Origin of the sequence: Gimesia alba (assembly GCF_007744675.1) — a bacterium.
GTDB lineage: Bacteria > Planctomycetota > Planctomycetia > Planctomycetales > Planctomycetaceae > Gimesia > Gimesia alba.
Genome location: NZ_CP036269.1, coordinates 3,858,280 through 3,876,340, shown reverse-complemented (window position 1 = coordinate 3,876,340; position 18,061 = coordinate 3,858,280). Strand labels below are relative to the sequence as shown.

Here is an 18,061-nt window from a genome sequence, read left to right as displayed (position 1 = left end):
GATGTTCCGGAACATTTTCTATTTAGCCTGGCTGTGCTTGATGTTGATTCCAGGAGTGGTCTCCGCACAAAAACTCCCAATGACCGTTGATATTTACCAGCCGACTCAATTTCCCAAAGGGGACGGCCCGATTGATTTTGTCTGGCAGTGTTCGGTTTCAGCAACGGGATTACTGGAAGGCTACTTTCTCGTCACTGTTCATGATGGTTCAGAACAGTTTGGACAATATAAATCGCATGAGGTTGCGCTTCACTCGGGATTCCACGAAGTTCCCATGATGTTACCTCCCATCAAGGTTGATAATCCTTTTTCCGAAGTCAAACTAAAGCTGAGTTTTGTAACATCTGAGCAACGACACGACTTCAAAGATGAATTTACGTTACGAGTTGGACGAACGTTTCTGCGAACTTTTGCCTTGGGAATCTGTGATCCGTTTGATAGTAATTTATTACCCAAAACAAAAGATTTCCTGGAGAAATTAAAGTTCGAATCAATTAGTCCAGAAAGCCCAATTACGGTCAAACTTGATCCAACTGTCATTCAGGCAAATTCACAGTTACTCAATATAATTAATAATCGACCGATGTCACTGAATTGCAAAACGGTTTCCATTCAGATCACTCCGGATGAATTCCCGCAGCTACCGATTGAATGCCATCAATACGATCTCATGTTGATCACGCCACGTGGGTTTGAACTATTGGAATCACGTCACTTCAAGGCAATTTATCAGTGGGTCAGATCAGGTGGAAGCTTATGCCTGATCACGGGGGCAACTCCTGGAACAACACAACTGCAGTTTCTAAATCAACTTGCAGGAGACGATACGAGATCCCCTTTTCTGCTTAGTCCGGAAGGCAAGCTCGACGTCGATCCAGCCAATCAAATCTGGTTCCAGAGAACAGGCTGGGGAAGAAGTGTGATCGTCCAGTCTGAAACGCTTGAAAAGGAGCTTCTCTCTGAACAGGAATTAATTCAGATTCCCTTTTTTCTCTGGAAATTAAGAGAATCACAACGAAACTACTATGAGAAAGAAAAAACGTGGGATTATCAGGAAATGGTCAAGGTGTTTGTCAAAAGTCAGGAAACTGTGAACCACCGATATAGAAATCCCTATATAGCCAGTGAAATTTTCAATTTAAATTATCGGCCTATCTTTACTGGAGGGGCCGTCGTAACTGACTTAATGCCGTCAGAAATGCGGATTGTTCCTTCCTGGCTTATTGCATCGATTTTATTTGGATATGTGCTCCTGGTTGGACCCGGTGAGTACTTTATTCTGGGGAAATTCAAGCTAAGACGCTTTACCTGGATTACGTTTCCTGCAATCTCGATCTGCTTTGCATTTCTCGTTTTTATGATTTCTGATTATTTCATGCAGACATCACATGAACGAAAGAACCTGGCAATCATTGATCTTGATGCACAGGGAAAACCAGTAAAGGAAAATCAGATCGAGTTGTTATTTACTGGTTCCTACCAGACAATTGAAACCAATGTGAAATCGGGGTTATTTGCTACCTTGAATCATTCTGAATTAGGAATGATTCAGAACTACAACGTCTATAATCGAAATACAACCCCGGCACTGGTGGAGCCCCCATTTTATTCAGGATCAATTCCTACTCAATATTCCGTTTATCTACGGATGCCTCAGTGGACACCTCAGCTCAATCGAATTATTTCTAATTATCCAGCTGAGTTACAGACAGAATTTAACTGGTCTTCAATTCAGGTTGCAGAATTGAAATCTGAGCCAGGACGACAAAAAATCCAAAAACAAGTTTATCAGGCATTTGGTAACCAGGCTCAATTATTAATTTACCAAGGCGTCCGCAATGGAAAAGTCAAAAATTATCGATACCTTAGCTCTGTCCCACATACCCAGACTCGTTATTCGAAGGCATATGCTTTAGTCAATCCGATCGCGCCTCCCTACCAGGGACGTTCTGTGAATCAAGAGCGCCAGCGGAGTTTTATGGATGATCTCTGTGTCAGAAATCAGGGCGGGCTATTTCAGATCATTTCGCAAACGTCACCATCGGGTGGAAGAAACTATGAAGACCTGAGTATTCTGGATCCTTCTGATCCTAGACAATGGCTCGTTGTGATTTATGTCCCCGGGGATGAGCAAGATACAATATACAGACAACTTATTATTTCAAAAACATGATCCCTGTTTTACTTCGCTAATTTACGAGAAGAATACCGATTCCTATGAGCATACAACCCCCAATGGTGGAAGTGAATAATTTGTGGGTCCGTTACGGAAAATATGAAGCCGTAAAGGGGATTTCCTTTTCGATTCCTAAAGGTGAAGTGTTCGGCTTTATCGGTCCGAATGGTGCGGGAAAATCTTCCACGATCAAAGTTCTGGCGACGTTACAGCGTGAGTATGAGTGTGACGCTGTTAAAATAAATGGTATTTCTGTTAATAAAGCTCCTCATCTGATCAGAGAAATGATCGGCTATATGCCCGATTTCTTTGGGGTTTATGAAGACCTGACCGCCAGAGAATATTTACATTTTTTTGCAGCCGCGTATCGAATCAATAAAAGTCGTCGTAAAGTCATCGTTGACGATGTACTGCAATTGACAGATTTAACCGAAAAAATTGATTCACCGGTAGATTCATTATCACGCGGCATGAAGCAGCGTCTGGCATTGGCGCGTGTTTTATTACACGACCCGGATTTATTGTTACTTGACGAGCCGGCGAGTGGCCTGGACCCCCGTGCTCGGATTGAAGTTCGTGAACTATTAGTCGCTCTCAAGGAAATGGGAAAAACGATTATCATCTCAAGTCATATTCTGCATGAACTGTCACAGCTCTGTACGAGTATCGGTATCATCGAGGCCGGACAATTTGTCACACAGGGTTCCTTAGATCATATTTACAAACGTTTGGAATTGAGTCGAATCATTCATGTCCAAATCGTAGGTGAAATGAATGGTATCTGTCAGACAATTGAGAATATCAATGGAGTGAAATCGGTCACCGTGCAGGCAGATCGCCTGGCAATCCAATTACAGGAAGACCAACTGGCAGTGGAAGAATTGCACGCACAAATTGCAGCCAGCGGTGCAAAAATTCGCATGTTTCAGGCTGAAGCGATGGATATGGAAACCGTGTTTATGAAGTTAACGGAAGGGAAGACGGCATGAAACTGCGCAAATTTCATTTCAGTCTCCCATTGCTGTCCAAAGAACTGACTGAGCTGGCCAACCGTAAACGAACTTATATCATCAGAACAATTTATGCACTGCTTTTTTTAGGGTGTGTCGGCTTCATATACATTGATCTGATGTCAGGTCTTCGCAATAATCCGATGGCGATTCTAGGACGAGGCCGACAATTATTTGAATCGATGGTGTATCTGCAATTTACTGCCATCTACTTGTTCCTGCCCGCGATTACCTGTGGTGTGATTACTCAAGAAAAAGAACGAAACAGTCTGGGCTTATTGCTCATTACACGTTTAAGTCCTTCTACGATCATACTGGAAAAATATCTGGGACGTTTAATCACAATGATCACGTTCCTGATGCTGGGGCTCCCCATTCTGGCGTTTGCCTATTCACTGGGTGGTGTTTCGCCCGCGATGTTCATCAATGGGCTTTGGTTACTGACCATCACCATGTTCCAGGTTGCGGCACTGGGTGTACTCTGTTCCAGTTTCTTTCGTACGACTGTGGGTTCCTTTATCGCAACCTATATTTTCGGTTTTTTGATGATATTTGGACTTCCTATCGCATACGAGTTGAATCTGTTTTATTATGGCGACTTCATTCGGATGATTTCTCACACTTTTAGAGACTCTCCTTTTTGGAGTAGCTATTTTACCCGAGGTGGCTTTGAACTCAATTTCATGTTGTTTGGTCCATACTGGTTTGACCGATTTACATGGACTGCTGGAACCGGGCCAGCAGCAATAATCGGGACGATTGTTTTCAGTGTACCCATACTCCTCATTACATTTCTGTTTTTGATTTTCGCACATTTCTTTTTAGTCCGACGCGCATTTCTCCCTGCTCGAAATTTTCTATTAAACGTTTTCAAAAATCTCGATCGATTATTTTCAAAAATTAATAACAACCGGATTACAAGAGGAGTTGTCCTCGTAAAAGATCAGATTCGCCTTCCTGACAATGATCCAATTGCATGGCGTGAAACATCGAAAAAATCATTGGGAACGTTCCGTTATCTGTTTCGTATTCTTGTGTCCTTGGAAGTTCCGGTTTTGCTGTTATGCGTATTTATTGCAACTATTGAACCCGATGCCGTTGTACCTGGTGCCGTCATGCTGTACTGGCTGATCTGGGGGCTGGCTGTTCTGTTGATTGCTGTTTCTGCAACCAGCCTGATCTCTGGTGAGCGTTCTCATGAAACCCTGGACGTATTGTTAACGACTCCCATTTCCGGAAATAGATTGCTGGAGCAAAAACTTGCTGGCGTGAAACGTTTGTGCCTGGTGCTACTGATTCCACTGTTAACAATTGTGTTGTTTGAAACCTGGTGGAAATGGGAATATGCACAGATCAATCCAACAAACAGGAATCGCTATGCGTTACAATGGTTGCCTTATCTTATCGGATCACTACTGACGATCAGCATATATCTGCCGATGTTAGTCTATATGTTCTGCTGGATCGGGATGAAAATCAAATCGCAAACCAAGGCTATTCTGACTGCATTAGGAGCGATCATCGTCTGGTGTATCCTGCCTTTTATCTTAGCGTTTCCGATTTTTATTTTGAGTCCCTCATTTGATGAAGACTCAATCATATATGGTTTATTTCTAAGCCCAGCGTCCTATATTGTCATCAATGAAATTGCGGAATTTCACGAGTTCGGTTCGGCATGGGGGCCGCTCATTGTCAATACGTTTATCTATGGTGGTTGCTATCTTTTGTTTCGTTCTCAATGCCGCAACCATATTGATGAAAAACTTGGTAGACTGGGTGGTGATGATGCAGACATTTCTCGTTCACCAAGCATCTCATCGATTAATCAATCTCTATTGAGTTCAGAATCATGACTGGTCAACTTGTGAAAATCATATCGACAGCAAACCGAAAGCATTATTTAAGTCTGGTCTTCTGGATCGGAATGATGATGGTGCTTCCCGGATCTGTTTTTGCCATTGATATTGAAGAAGCCATCTGGGGTTTTAATAACCAGAATTCGACGGGAAAGTGTATCCCGCTTTCTCTCAAGTTGAGCAATAACACGCCGGAGGTTTTTGATGAATTGGTGCAGTTAAGTCGTATTCAATATAGTGGTAACAAAGTCGGTGCGCCACTTTGCCGAAAAATATTCCTTGCTCCCTACAGTTCTCAATGGGTACAGTTTTATCCTTATGTCATTGACGAAAGACAAGGTGACTGGTCTCTCAACTGGGGGCCCCGTTTTATTTACAGTCGTAAAATTTCCCGAAATGCAGGGAATTACGCGAAAAAACAGGAATCGGGAGCGCAACTCTCACGAATTATTCTTACCAGTTCAACCGCGCTATCTCAAAGTGGGAGTCAATTCAAAAGCTATCCAGAAGAGCTTTTTCCACCTTCAGTAACGGCAACGGATTCCCTTGACGAAGTCATTTTAGATCACGTCCCTCGCTGGGATGCTGCTCGTAAAGAGTCTTTTATGGACTGGCTGTACCAGGGAGGCACGCTCCATTTACTTTCTGATTCATCCGGAGCAAACTTGAATTTCACAACAAGCATGATTGAGCTTAACACACCGCAAGATCATTTTCGTGTGGGGACAGGTCTTGTGATTCGTCACCAGGGGAAACTGAACCAATTGACTGAAAGTCTCGTTGTTTCAAGTCTGCAAGAGGCCCTCGCAGAAGAGCTGGCAATGGTAGCAGCCCCCAAACCATCTGAGAGTGAGAAAAAACAGTCAGTAACGCAACAACATGATGATTCGTATTATTATGGAGATGCGAATGCAAATATTCTGAGTGCCATTTCAGAAATGACGCGTCCCGATCATAACTGGACCATCATCTATATCCTGACCGTGCTCTATATATTCTTGATATTTCCAGGATGCTATTTATTCAATAAGAAGCAGAAGCACTATCACTATCGCAATTCATTATTGTTTCTCCTACTCACAGTAATGATCTTCAGCACAATATTCTGGAGTGTGGGTAAACGCGGGTATGGAGAGACCACAACCATCAACAGTTTGGTTATCGCAAGCCCTCTCAAGGGAGATCAATACGACTTAACATGCTGGGTTAATTCCTTTGTTACAAGTGGGGCTGAATATCAATTTTCATCAACAGGTAATGGAGTTATTTTCACAACTGCTCAAGAAGCGGAAAAAGTCCGTGGGGCGATTTTTAACGGACTCGATGGGATATTTTACTCGGACATTCCGCCCTTTTCTTCACGACGTTTCATGTATCGTATCAAAGCCCCTTATAAAGAGCACAATCTTAAAGTGATCAATTGTAAGATCGACGCCAATTCACAACTGGAATCATTATTGATTGAGTCCCGCGCCACACTGCCTGATCACATCTCTCAAGTTCATTTGATTTATGATCGCAAGATCTATGATCTGAAACAATCTGAAGAAGACGGGCGTACATACTGGGTACTGGGAAATGGTCGCAAGCCTCTTTCTGCGTGGAACACAAGGTTGGAAGTTGAGTCAAGATTCAGGCGAAGCTATGAATATCTCACAGAAAAAAAAGACACATCCCAAATTTATGACGCCCTGTATGAAAGAATGGTCATGAAATACCTGAATCTGGCGCGTCCCAGTCAACTTAACCAGTATCAGGGTGAGAAGTCGCGTATTAAGCTGTTTCTTTATTCTGATATACCAGAAGAATTCAAGTTGAAGACAAACGTGCAAGGCGTTCAACAAGGGCGCGTACTCTTTGCCTATGATTTACCTCTCCCTGAAAAAAAGAACGATAAAAATGACTGAGCCAATTTTTGATCAACCTGTCATTGATATTCAAAATGTTTCCCATTCCTTTAAAGGACATCGGGCGCTGCAAGGGATCAGTTTTCAGGTCCAGCCTCAATCCTTGCATGGGTTTGTGGGGCCGAATGGCGCGGGTAAAACGACAACGTTAAAAATCATTTGCACGCTTCTGCATCCTCAGGGTGGCAAAGTCGAAGTATTTGGAAATGACGTACGGTCAGCCGTCAAGAATATTCGCAAACGAATTGGCTTTATGCCAGATCACTTTAGTACCTACAGGCAAATGACGGTGTTTGAATATCTGGACTTTTTTGGAGCCGCGTATGGTCTGGGGGTCGAACAGCGAGATCAGGTGATCAACGATGTACTCACGCTGACTGATATGGATGGTCGTAAAGATACTCTGATCAGTGGTCTCTCCAGAGGAATGCAGCAGCGAGTTAGTTTAGCTCGTGTCTTAGTGAACGATCCTGATTTATTACTGCTGGATGAACCAGCTTCAGGGCTCGATCCTCGCGCGCGAATCGAACTGATGGAAATTCTTCAAGAACTGAAACGTATGGGGAAAACAATCTTTATCAGTTCCCATATTCTCAGCGAATTGGCAGAGCTATGTGATAGCGTCACAATTATTGACCGGGGGTTGATCAAGTATAGCGGCTCAATGGATGGGCTCTTAACTCACGAAGAGGAACACCCCAGCTATAAAGTGACACTGGAATCAGAAGTGGATGCGGGGCTTCTACAATCGCTGGAAAATGAGACCGGAATTCTGTCTGTTAGTAAAACTGAAAAGTCTCGGGAGTTCCGTGTTTCCTTCGATGCAACAGTCACTTCCACTGGAAACCTGCTGTCAAAGATCATTGAGCTGCATGGCTCGATTGAAGCCTTCCAACGAGATAAAAAGCACTTAAACCAGGCATTTTTAGATTTAACAGAGCAGGGAGTTCGTTAATGTTTCAAGGCACGTTTGCACTTTTTAATCGCGCTTTGAGTGTCGACTTTCGGTTGACGCGTTCGCATTTGTTTCGCTTTCTATTCGCCCTCCTGATTTTGTTTTGCTTAGTTTCTGCAAACCTGTCCAGCCGAGTGATCGGCGCAGCCGGGTTGATCCTGTTTACACAAATCATTTATCTCAATTTTGTCTTTATTTTAATGGCAGGAGTCAGTTTTTTTGCCACAGCGATCACGGAAGAAAAAGAAGAACAAACGATCGGCTTACTGTTAATGGCAGGCGTCAATCCGATTTCCCTGCTCTTGGGGAAATCATTGCCGCGACTAGTCACTGCGTTACTGCTATTATCAGTTCAATTCCCATTTACGTTACTCGCCATCACTCTGGGCGGCGTCACATTCTCACAAGTGATTGCCGCATACGCTTCCCTGGCAGTCTTTTTATTTTGTCTCTCCAACCTGGGACTGCTCTGTTCCGTTGTTTGTGCACGATCCCGCGCTGCCTCAACGCTTGTTGTGATTTCTCTGGCAGCATTTTTCTGGGGTGTGCCTCTCAGTAAATGGGCCTTCGATATCATGGTTCAAGACAGATGGGTGGCAGATGGGACTTTCTTTGTCACCTCAACAAATCAAGTTCTGGACTGGCTGAGTCAATCGTCTGTTCTGAGACAGGTCCACACCATTCTCACGTCAGGTTTCAGTGAGTCCCCTTGGGGAATTCAGTTTTGGAGTAATTTGATTGTGGGCATACTCCTGTTTCTGTTGGCATGCCTGCTTTTCAACCGTTTTGCATTGACTGAAGTGTCTACCAGCCCGGCGCGGGGAATGATTTCTAAAAAGAAAAGCTGGCTTTTTTCACCGGGTCGCGCCTGGGTCAATGCACTGATGTGGAAGGATTTCTTTTTCGTCAATGGTGGCTATGGGATGTCGGTGATTAAATTCATCTGTTATGGGGCTGCCTTATTGGGATTATGCTCTTTTATTCAATATACATCTCGCAGCTATTCCTATCAGGAAATTGGTCTCACAATATTCTGGACCATGCTGATTGTACTTCTGATTGAAATCAGTCTGATTTCTGCACGCGTTTTTCATGTTGAAGTTCAGTGGAAAACGTTGGTTTCGACTGCGATGCTGCCGCAGTCGATGTCAAGCATTGCCTATTCAAAAGTATCCGGATGCCTGCTTGGCCTGGTTCCGGCTGCTCTATATCTGTTTATTGGAACTCTGCTTAGCCTTAACGAAATGGCCTACGACATCGGTCTGATTCTATCAGAACCAAGCTTCTGGACAATCTGTGTTGAAGTGCTTTTTTTCTGGCATTTAACCGCTTTGCTCTCGACCTATATTAAGTGGGGGGCTTTGCCGCTGGCATTTGTATTAATGTGGGTCGGGAATATGTTCTTTTATTTTTGTATCGCGCTGCTTTCGCTTGGCTTCGGTTTCCGCGGCGGTGGGGCTGGATTCCTGGAAGCACTCAATATCATATTTACTCTGGCTATGTCAGTCGGTATTATTATTTCACACTTCCTGATCAGGGAACGTTTAGTCTATCTCGCATCACGCTAGGTAGCGTTTATTAATTCGAACGGTGGCTATCCAAGACGTCCAACCGGGGCTAACGCCCTGCGGCTAGTGGCTTTTTTTGCGGTCATAGCCCAAGAAACAAAGGCAATATCACACTCAATACTATTAAATAAACACTACCTAGCCCGTGCCCAAGTTTATGATAACGTCTCCAAGGCCAGATTGGGATCGGGTATCATAAAGTGCGACGCGCTGGTAATATTGTACTGCTCCAGAGTATTCCACTAGAAATAGCACCAAAACCAAACAGAGGTTACCATGAAATCAGAAATCAGCCGAAGAAAACTCCTGCAAAACTCGGGAGTGGCCGCTGCCACGGCATTGGGACTGGGAATGAAACCCTCTCTAGCGGGCGAGAGTAAAGTGGGTTCCTCACAACCTCTGAAAGGTAATATCAACCAGTCAGTAGTTCACTGGTGCTTTAAGAAGTATTGGGATATTGAAAAAACAGCACAAGTTGCCAGCCAGTTGGGAATCAAGAGCGTTGAATTGACTCCTGCCGAAAACTGGAAGACACTCAAGAAACATGGTTTAACCTGCGCAATTGCTTCCAGCCACGGTTTTAAGGTGGGCTTCAACAATCCTGATAACTGGGATCACTGCACTGAAATTCTACGCAAGCGAATTGATGAATGTGCGGCTGGAGGAGTCAAGAATGTAATCACTTTCACTGGAATGCGTGACGGCATCAGTGATGAAGAAGGGGCCAAAAACTGTGTTGCCGGCCTCAAAAAAATCATTGGCTATGCAGAGAAGAATAAAGTAAATCTCTGTCTGGAAATGCTGAACTCGCGTGATGACAGCCATCCCATGAAAGGACATCCCGGCTATCAGGGAGATCACACTGAATATTGCATCGATATCATCAAACAGATTGGCTCCGACCGGATGAAACTGCTGTTTGATATCTATCATGTCCAGATTATGGATGGCGATGTGATTCGGCGTATCAGACAGCACAAAGATTACATTGGCCACGTTCACACAGCCGGTAATCCCGGACGAGGTGAACTGGACGAGAAACAGGAAATCAATTATCCCGCCATCATGCTGGCTTTACAGGAAATTGGTTACCAGGGTTATGTTGGTCAGGAGTTTATACCAACACGCGATCCTATTCAGGGGCTGAAGCAAGCCGTAGAGCTCTGTGACGTCTAATTCCGGTCACAGTATTTTATAAATACGAAAGCGGGGACGATTTAATTCGTCCCCGCTTTTTTCAACGATTCCGAATGTTGATACTCAGGCTAAAAGTGCCTCAATCACATGATTACCCATTTCTGTTGTTGAAATACTGGTACCACCAGCGGCAATATCCGCAGTTCGGTGACCGGCAGCCAGCACACTTGCGACAGCAGCTTCAACAGCAGCGGCTTCAGTTTCCAGCGACAGCGAATGTCGCAGCAACATGGCTGTTGCTAGAATTGTGGCCAATGGGTTCGCGATACCTTTTCCGGCAATATCGGGAGCCGATCCGTGAATGGGTTCGTAAAGGCCCGGTCCCGATTCACCTAATGAAGCAGAGGGAAGCAATCCCAAAGATCCGGGCAGCATTGATCCTTCATCAGTCAGAATGTCGCCAAACATATTTCCAGTGACAACAACATCAAAATCGGAAGGGCGGGAGATCAAGTGCATCGCCATTGCATCGACCAACACGACTTCGTATTCGATATCGGGGAATTCGTTTTTCACAACATCTTCGGCCACTTGTCTCCAGAGCCTTGAGACTTCCAGGACATTTGCCTTATCGACAGATGTTAATTTCCCCCCCCGGTTGCGAGCCGATTCTGCTGCCAGACGCACAATGCGGGCAATTTCCGATGTCGTATAAGTCATGACACTAAACGCTTTTTCTCCATCCGGATGCTCCATTCTTCCCGAGTCACCAAAATAGATCCCGCCTGTTAATTCCCGGAAAAAGAGGATGTCGGTACCTTCAATAATTTCACGTTTTAAAGGTGATGCATCCAATAACTCGGAGTAAGGCTTGATCGGTCTTAAGTTCGCAAACAGGCCCAATTCTTTTCGAATTTTAAGTAAACCTGCCTCGGGGCGCGTCTTGGCTGAGGGATCATCCCATTTAGGCCCGCCTACAGCTCCCAGCAAGATCGCCTGCGAATCTTTACAGGTTTCTAATGTTTGAGGTGGAAGAGGGTCGCCAAATTCATCAATGGCATTTCCTCCCATTGGACAGGATGGTGTTTCAAACTGGTGACCGAATTTGTCAGCAATTGTATCCAGTACCCGTTTTGCTTCTGCTACGATTTCAGGACCGATCCCATCGCCGGGTAATAATGTAATCCGAGCTTCCACTTGTCATTTCCTCGCTTGGTTTCTCGATGTCAGAGACAATCAGGTATTTTTAAACTACGAAATGGCCAATTTAGCGTCTGTATAGCCAAAACTCCAGTCGGCATCAGGTCACTTTTTTAAATGGAGCCAAACTACATAGGAGCCGAAACCCGCTAGAGCAGCATTTCATTATATGTTCAGTACCAGAAGTGAGAGCCGCATTATCGTTACAACCGGCCAGTAAGAAAGGGGGGAAGATTATTCTTAGCGGTGCAAAATCAAGAGATTTGGTTCAGATTCCGATAAAAAGATTAGATCCCGCTCTCCTCGGATTGTATTGCAGTAGTGGGCTAATTATTTAAATTCGTCGTCGATTCGCATATAAAAGCCCTGAAGATCAGGAAGGTACTTTGGAAAAAGGGCTGTGCTCAGGAGGAGCAAGCGAAATAGAAATCGATGTATGCTACAGGACAGGGACATCGCATGTTTCGCTCATCTTTTTTTGCTGCTGGCTTATTTGTATTACTGACGGGAACTTCATTTCTTTTTGTCGACAAAATGGTGCTGACGCATAAAGTCGTACTGGAAGAACCAGAGCCTGTGCGTGAGCCGGAGTTCCGTGGTTTTCTGGGAATGACTACGCTGAACGAAGATCAACAAGAAGTCCTCAATCCCCCTGATTGGGCTGCTTTCAGCATGATGTCAATTGGCGCAGTTACGATGCTCTACGCTGCCGCATTACCGAAACGCCGCTAAACACACAACACACGAATGCTTATACGAAACAGCGATGACATGATATTGCCATCGCTGTTTTTCTATTTCAAGCTTCTAATCGCATTGTAGCCCATAAGCTGGGATCTTGTCCGATCGGCAATTCTTGGTCAACGGTCATGAATTGTTCTCCCAATTCTGAATCGAAAATCGTGTAGTAAAACCCCATTTGCGGATAGGAACCGGGATCGAAACCGGTCAGTTCACTTGCCGGAATCCAGGCTTCCAGCTCATATCCAGTTGATTCAATCTTCGACCAGAGCTGTATCTTTGAAAGATCAGATTGACGTGCATCTGCTTGCGCCCGATTGATGGTGAGTTGGGTGCAACCTGGTTGAGACTGATTTGGGGCATTTACAACCGGCCGAAACTGGAAAAAGTGGCAGTAACGATTGGCACGATGGATTGTTTTCGTATCTCGGGTATCAATCCAGACATTAAAGTATTCCGCATCAGTCGTCGGGTGTTGTTTTTGTTTAACCTTCAGGCTGATTCCCAAGCCATTATTATTCCAGCCGATCCGGATTTCTCCCCAATGGTCTGTTTTTGCTTTGAAGTTTAAATCTGGAATCAAAGCCGACTTGGGGAGTTTTAATAATTGACCGCGTTTACGAGGGATTACCTTTATTTCTGGCACAGAAACAGAATGGCGGAAATAAAATGAATGAGGAATGATCGACATAATAGAAAATAGATTATTGTAAAAGGAACTATAAAAAATAGACGAGGCTGTTAAAATCATAACAACTGTGAATCATTCATACCATTAAACGGCGACAACTATCTTTGTAACTGCCACTCTGCACTACATCCCCCAGGCGAACCTCATTTGATCTTCTGAAGTGTTTTATGCAAGACCAGTCTGATAACTATATTCGCATTCGGGGAGCACGTACCCACAACCTCAAAAATATCAATGTGGATCTCCCTCATCTCCAGCTGACGGTCATCACAGGCGTCAGTGGCAGTGGTAAAAGCAGTCTCGCATTTGACACAATTCACAGTGAAGGGCAGAGGCGTTTTCTGGAAAATCTTTCTCCTGGGACGCGCCAAATATTCAGCCAGATGCAGCCCGCTGACGTCGACCAGATCAGCGGACTCCCCCCCACAATCAGTATTGAACAAACGCAAAGAGTTCATTCCCGCCGTAGTACTTTAGCAACCATGACGGAGCTTTACGATTATTTCCGCCTGCTGTTTGCGCAACGCGGAACAGTTCATTGTACCCAATGTCATCAACCGCTTCATCAACAGTCTGCGGAACAGATTGTTGATCTGATTCTCGCTTTGGAGGATCGGAAGAAAGTGATTATTCTTTCTCCAGTGATCACGGCAAAAAAGGGAGACCACACTGCGGTTTTGAACAAAATTGCAAAAGAAGGTTTTGTTCGAGCCAGAGTAGATGGAGTGGTCGTAGATCTCTCCCAGTCACAGGATCTCAAGGAGAGCGACTTCCATGACATTGACATTGTGATCGATCGAATCATCGTAAAAGAAGGAATCGATGCCCGTCTCAAAGAATCAATCGATCTGGCATTAAAACATGGTGATGGTGTCTGTATCGTCAGCCAGGAAACAGAAACATGCTGGTCAGATCGATTTCTGAGTACAAGGCTCGCCTGCGGGAAATGTCAACTGAGCTTTCCTGATCCTGAGCCACGTACCTTCAGTTTTAACAGTCCCTATGGTGCGTGCCCAAACTGCCAGGGATTAGGCGTTATCGAGGCAAGCAATCATGAGAAAATAGAACAGGTTTGCCCGGAATGCCAGGGCGCAAGAATCAATGAATATGGTCGTTCTGTAAAACTAAAAGGCCAATCCATCGACCAGCTAGTCGATCAGACAGCCCCTGAAATTCTCGTGTGGTTAAATGACTGGGAACGTTCAGAGCTAACGTCTCACAATTCTCAGGACCAGGAAATCGTGGATCAACTTTTGCCTCCAATTCGAAGCAGGCTGAAGTATCTAGCTGAAATTGGTCTGAACTACATCAAATTGAACCGTCCTGCTCATACGTTATCAGGCGGCGAGCATCAAAGAGCCAGACTGGCATCGTTTTTGGGAGCGGAAACGACGGGAGCCTGCTATATTTTGGATGAACCAACGGCTGGTTTACACGCGAACGAAACAGAAAAACTGTTAAAGATTTTAAAACGACTCAATCAGGCTGGGAATACGATCCTCGTCGTTGAGCATGATCATGATGTCATTAAAGCGAGTGATTATATATTGGATCTAGGCCCTCAGGCGGGAGAACAGGGGGGAGAGGTTGTTGTTTCGGGATGTTATCAGGATGTCATTCAGAATCATCGCTCGTTTACCTCCCGTGCATTGAATGCCGAATATGAGATCAAATCACGCCCTGATACACCTCAGTCTGGAGCGAAGCCGGAGTTGGTGCTTAAAGGGGCAAAGCTTAACAATTTAAAAAATGTCACTCTCAAAATTCCATTACAGAAGTTGGTATGTATCACCGGTGTTAGCGGGTGTGGAAAAAGTTCTCTGGTCCTCGAAACACTGGTCCCCGCATTGAAAGCAGAATTCAAGAGTGAATCCAGACAAGACCTGGAATATGATTCTCTTGAAGGGAGCGAATTTCTGCAGCAGATCAAAATCATTGATCAAGCCCCCCTGGGTCAAAGTGGGCGTTCCAACCCGGCAACCTATTGTGGAATATGGGATGAAATTCGGAAACTGTTTGCGAAAACAAAATTATCCCGAATGCGTGGTTATACCGCCAGGCGTTTCAGCTTTAACGCTAAAGAGGGCCGCTGCAAACATTGTCATGGGCAAGGGTATCGACGCGTTGATATGCAATTTCTACCGCCTCTCTATCTCCCCTGTGAAAAATGCAAGACGAAGCGTTTTAATCAACAAACACTTGCTGTTAAATATCGAGGAAAATCGGTCAGTGATATTTTAGATATGCCCGTTGACGAAGCCGTTGTATTTTTTGATCAGATTCCCAAACTTAAAAAAGTATTACAGGTTCTTAAAGAACTGGGATTAGGTTACCTCGCATTAGGTCAACCAGCAAACATGTTGTCTGGTGGGGAAGCACAAAGAATCAAACTCGCTACGGAATTGATCTCAAACCCGACTGCTATGACACTTTTTGTCCTGGATGAACCAACAAGAGGTTTGCATGCAGCCGATATTGATTGTTTATTATCAGTCTTGGATCGGCTGGTCCAGGAAGGCAATTCTGTTCTGATGATCGAACATCATCCGCAAGCGATTCTCGCCGCTGACTGGATGATCGATTTAGGTCCTGAAGGAGGTGAATCCGGCGGCATCATTCTTGATGAAGGAACTCCAGAAGAGATCTCAGTACGAAAAACGGGCCAGACGGGCCAAATGTTGAATGATTTCATTTCGAATTCAACACACAGGTGAGTAGATCCTTAAAAAAGAAAGAACCCGGAGTCCTTCAAGAGTCTCCTGAATTAGTTATAATCAATTGTGTTGCTCAGCATATTATGCTGAACATTACGGGAGTGATTTACTCAAAGTATTACTACAAAGAATCAAATTGAAACAATGAACTTTTTTAATGAATATGGAATCTCATTTGAATATCCCAGTGAGTGGGAGCTATCAAAAGAGGTTGATGAAACCAACGGTGAAATCCAAGTCAGTGTTTATGGAGCAGATTCCTCATTCTGGTTGATCTCGTTATATTTTGTCGAGATCCCCCCAGAGGAGTTACTGGCTCAGTCAGTCAAAGTATTTCGAGATGAATACAATGAACTCGACATTTACGAATTCAAAGGGACAATGGCAGGCAAAGAATGCGTGGGGCATGACATCGAATTTGTATGCTCAGAATTGATCAACAGTGCTTACCTGCGTGTCTTTAAAACAGAATTGTTTACCGCATTTGTCTTATACCAGGGGACAGATCAAGACTTGAAAACAACTCTGAAAGACCTGGAAGCGATTTCGACCAGTCTGGAATGTTTTGACAACGATTTTGAGGGATATTTGAACATTGTATGATGAAAATCTTCATTGACGAACAAAACTTGGGAAATCAATGATTGCTTCCCAAAGTTCTTCGGTTCTATAATAGGGATCATCTGCCAGTTAACTTATTTTGTATTGTGTATATGGATATCAAGCGCGTCAAAAACAAAATAGAAACACACGTTCTATTACCGAATTCTTCAGGTTTATAGTTCAGGAGCAAGTTGATGTCAGCGGAAATTGAGTCGCACCAAGTCGAGAGCATTGGAGTTGTCGCTGGGATTGTCTGGCAATATTTGAGTGAACATGAACCCGTTACTTTAAGTAAATTATCTCGTGAAATCGAAGCGCCTCGCGATCTCGTGATGCAAGCCGTCGGTTGGCTTGGCAGAGAAGGGAAAATTGAATTTCACCAAGGTTCTCGAAGTAAATTGATTTCACTTGTGAATGACTGAGGATAGTTTGCCATTTCTTTTCCCTGATAGCAGAGAGCAGGGCACGTCTCTGCTATCAGGGAGACAGAATTACATATTCCCTGGAGCGCCCTGGAGGAGAGGAACTCGATCATGAGTGACTCAAAAATCACAGAACTATTCCAGCAGGCGCGCAAGCAAATAAAAGACCGCAACATTTCTCAGGCGGTTGAAATCTACCAGCGAATTTTGAGCATCAAACCTGCCGAAAAAAAAGCACACGCGGGAATTGCTGCTGCTTATTTTCAATTAAAGCAGTACCAGGATGCCATCAAGCATTTTGAACAACTGGCTCGATTATCGCCTGCCGATGCCTCGCCTTATATTAATATCGGGGCGATCTATAACCGTATGGGAGAATACAAGCAAGCGCTCAATGTGTTGCGTAAAGCTGTTCAGAAAGATAAAAAATCGGCTGACGCGTTCTATAATATGGGAATTGCTCATAAAGGATTAAATCAGTTAAGCATGGCGGTCACCGCCTATAAACAGGCCATCGTGTTTGACCCGGATATGGTTGATGCAAACTTCAACCTGGGCAATGTCTATCTGGAAATGAAAAACCATACCCAGGCGCATTCGAGTTTTTCGCGAACACTTGAACTTTCTCCCCATTTCAAAAAAGCAATTAACGCACTTAAAAAACTGGATATTGAAACAACAAAAGAAAAACAGAATTTCAACCCCTTTGGCAGATTAGTTGATGAAACGTCTTTGAGAAAAAAAGACACCTCGATTTCAACCAAACAGTTATCTGTCGAAGAACGTCTGAAGGATCGCGGGGAAATTCATCAGCTGTGTGAAGAAATCAAAGAAGTATCATCTTCGATCGTAGATGACCTGAAAAAAGGGTTTACCCCCAATCTACTGAATCTGAATCGTTGTATCTCGCAAGGGGAAAAACATTATTCAGAACTGGCAGAAGCAAATGAGAATTTTCAGAAGACAGTGAAGACGCTAAGTGATATGCGAAAACTACTCAGGCACAGAGTTCTTGAGCTGCGAGCGCACGAAGAGTTGATCAATTCCATTGGACTGGACTGAAAATCGTCAGGCCTGAATC

The 18,061-nt window shown here is 44.2% G+C and carries 14 protein-coding genes; 12 read left to right on the top strand and 2 right to left on the bottom strand.

Features of this window, described 5'->3' with window-relative positions; translation table 11 throughout:
• Window position 1: 1 nt before the first annotated feature.
• The 7 genes from Pan241w_RS14555 (at window position 2) to Pan241w_RS14525 (ending at window position 10,648) form a co-directional block, all read left to right on the top strand.
• Entirely contained in the window at window positions 2-2,173 is a 2,172-nt protein-coding gene (locus tag Pan241w_RS14555; RefSeq protein ID WP_145217031.1) for a hypothetical protein, read from the top strand.
• Window positions 2,174-2,217: 44 nt separating this feature from the next.
• Window positions 2,218-3,165 (top strand): ABC transporter ATP-binding protein, encoded by a 948-nt coding sequence (locus Pan241w_RS14550; protein WP_145217029.1) that lies wholly within the window; start codon window positions 2,218-2,220, stop codon window positions 3,163-3,165.
• Window positions 3,162-5,039 (top strand): ABC transporter permease, encoded by a 1,878-nt coding sequence (locus Pan241w_RS14545; RefSeq protein ID WP_145217026.1) that lies wholly within the window; start codon window positions 3,162-3,164, stop codon window positions 5,037-5,039. The genes Pan241w_RS14550 and Pan241w_RS14545 overlap by 4 nt, the downstream gene beginning before the upstream one ends.
• Window positions 5,036-6,949, top strand: a complete 1,914-nt coding sequence (locus Pan241w_RS14540) for a hypothetical protein (RefSeq protein WP_145217023.1) — start codon at window positions 5,036-5,038, stop codon at window positions 6,947-6,949. The genes Pan241w_RS14545 and Pan241w_RS14540 overlap by 4 nt, the downstream gene beginning before the upstream one ends.
• Window positions 6,942-7,904, top strand: coding sequence for an ABC transporter ATP-binding protein (locus tag Pan241w_RS14535; protein ID WP_145217020.1), 963 nt, complete (start codon window positions 6,942-6,944; stop codon window positions 7,902-7,904). The genes Pan241w_RS14540 and Pan241w_RS14535 overlap by 8 nt, the downstream gene beginning before the upstream one ends.
• The gene (locus Pan241w_RS14530; RefSeq protein WP_145217017.1) at window positions 7,904-9,472 is read left to right on the top strand and encodes an ABC transporter permease; all 1,569 of its coding nucleotides are present in this window, start codon (window positions 7,904-7,906) and stop codon (window positions 9,470-9,472) included. Before Pan241w_RS14535 ends, Pan241w_RS14530 begins: the two co-directional genes overlap by 1 nt.
• 276 nt (window positions 9,473-9,748) lie before the next feature.
• Window positions 9,749-10,648: a hydroxypyruvate isomerase family protein gene (locus tag Pan241w_RS14525; RefSeq protein WP_145217015.1), complete on the top strand. Its 900-nt coding sequence runs from the start codon at window positions 9,749-9,751 to the stop codon at window positions 10,646-10,648.
• A gap of 84 nt (window positions 10,649-10,732) precedes the next feature.
• Here the strand turns inward: Pan241w_RS14525 and leuB are convergent, their stop codons facing one another.
• A complete protein-coding gene (gene leuB / locus Pan241w_RS14520; protein ID WP_145217012.1) occupies window positions 10,733-11,806 on the bottom strand; it encodes a 3-isopropylmalate dehydrogenase in 1,074 nt (357 codons plus the stop codon).
• A 462-nt stretch (window positions 11,807-12,268) separates the two neighbouring features.
• Here leuB and Pan241w_RS14515 point away from each other — a divergent pair, with 462 nt between their 5' ends.
• Complete coding sequence (locus Pan241w_RS14515) at window positions 12,269-12,541, top strand: hypothetical protein (protein WP_145217008.1); 273 nt, start codon at window positions 12,269-12,271, stop codon at window positions 12,539-12,541.
• A 67-nt stretch (window positions 12,542-12,608) separates the two neighbouring features.
• Here the strand turns inward: Pan241w_RS14515 and Pan241w_RS14510 are convergent, their stop codons facing one another.
• Entirely contained in the window at window positions 12,609-13,241 is a 633-nt protein-coding gene (locus Pan241w_RS14510) for a DOMON domain-containing protein (RefSeq protein WP_145217005.1), read from the bottom strand.
• A gap of 167 nt (window positions 13,242-13,408) precedes the next feature.
• On the opposite strand from Pan241w_RS14510, the gene Pan241w_RS14505 reads away from it, so the two are divergent.
• From Pan241w_RS14505 to Pan241w_RS14490, 4 genes are all read left to right on the top strand, one after another.
• Window positions 13,409-15,955: an excinuclease ABC subunit UvrA gene (locus Pan241w_RS14505; RefSeq protein ID WP_145217002.1), complete on the top strand. Its 2,547-nt coding sequence runs from the start codon at window positions 13,409-13,411 to the stop codon at window positions 15,953-15,955.
• Window positions 15,956-16,099: 144 nt separating this feature from the next.
• The gene (locus Pan241w_RS14500) at window positions 16,100-16,558 is read left to right on the top strand and encodes a hypothetical protein (RefSeq protein WP_145216998.1); all 459 of its coding nucleotides are present in this window, start codon (window positions 16,100-16,102) and stop codon (window positions 16,556-16,558) included.
• A 194-nt stretch (window positions 16,559-16,752) separates the two neighbouring features.
• On the top strand, window positions 16,753-16,980 hold the full coding sequence (locus Pan241w_RS14495) for a winged helix-turn-helix domain-containing protein (protein WP_145216995.1): 228 nt from the start codon (window positions 16,753-16,755) through the stop codon (window positions 16,978-16,980).
• Window positions 16,981-17,091: 111 nt separating this feature from the next.
• Window positions 17,092-18,042: a tetratricopeptide repeat protein gene (locus Pan241w_RS14490; RefSeq protein ID WP_145216992.1), complete on the top strand. Its 951-nt coding sequence runs from the start codon at window positions 17,092-17,094 to the stop codon at window positions 18,040-18,042.
• Window positions 18,043-18,061: the final 19 nt, after the last annotated feature.